This is a genomic window from Marinobacter sp. UBA2498 (assembly GCF_002341575.1).
GTDB lineage: Bacteria > Pseudomonadota > Gammaproteobacteria > Pseudomonadales > Oleiphilaceae > Marinobacter > Marinobacter manganoxydans.
Window position 1 is genome coordinate 15886 of record NZ_DDOI01000131.1, and the last position, 280, is coordinate 16165.

Consider the following 280-nt stretch of genomic DNA (forward strand, 5'->3'; position numbering starts at 1 on the left):
GTGTAACCAGCGCCAGCTCTCGTGAATTCGGGTCTCGGGGCGCAGGTAGGCCGGTTCGAACACCCGGAAGAAGCGCTGGGCCCGCCCTTCCAGATTTACCAGGGTTCCGCTCCCTTCCGCGAAACTGGCAGCAGGCAGGATGAAGTCCGCCCCCTCGGCGGTTCTCGTCCGCTGGTGGTCCAGCACCACGCGGGTGTTGGCACGGGCCAGGGCCTGCTCCACCTGGTCGGCGGGCAGGCGTTGATACAGGTCGTTCTCCAGCACCACCACCGCATCGGCC

At 67.1% G+C, this 280-nt stretch carries 1 protein-coding gene; it reads right to left on the bottom strand.

The annotated features are described in order from the left end of the window. On the bottom strand, positions 1-280 hold a 280-nt coding region (locus B2W52_RS18140), incomplete at both ends, for a molybdopterin-dependent oxidoreductase (protein ID WP_286803847.1).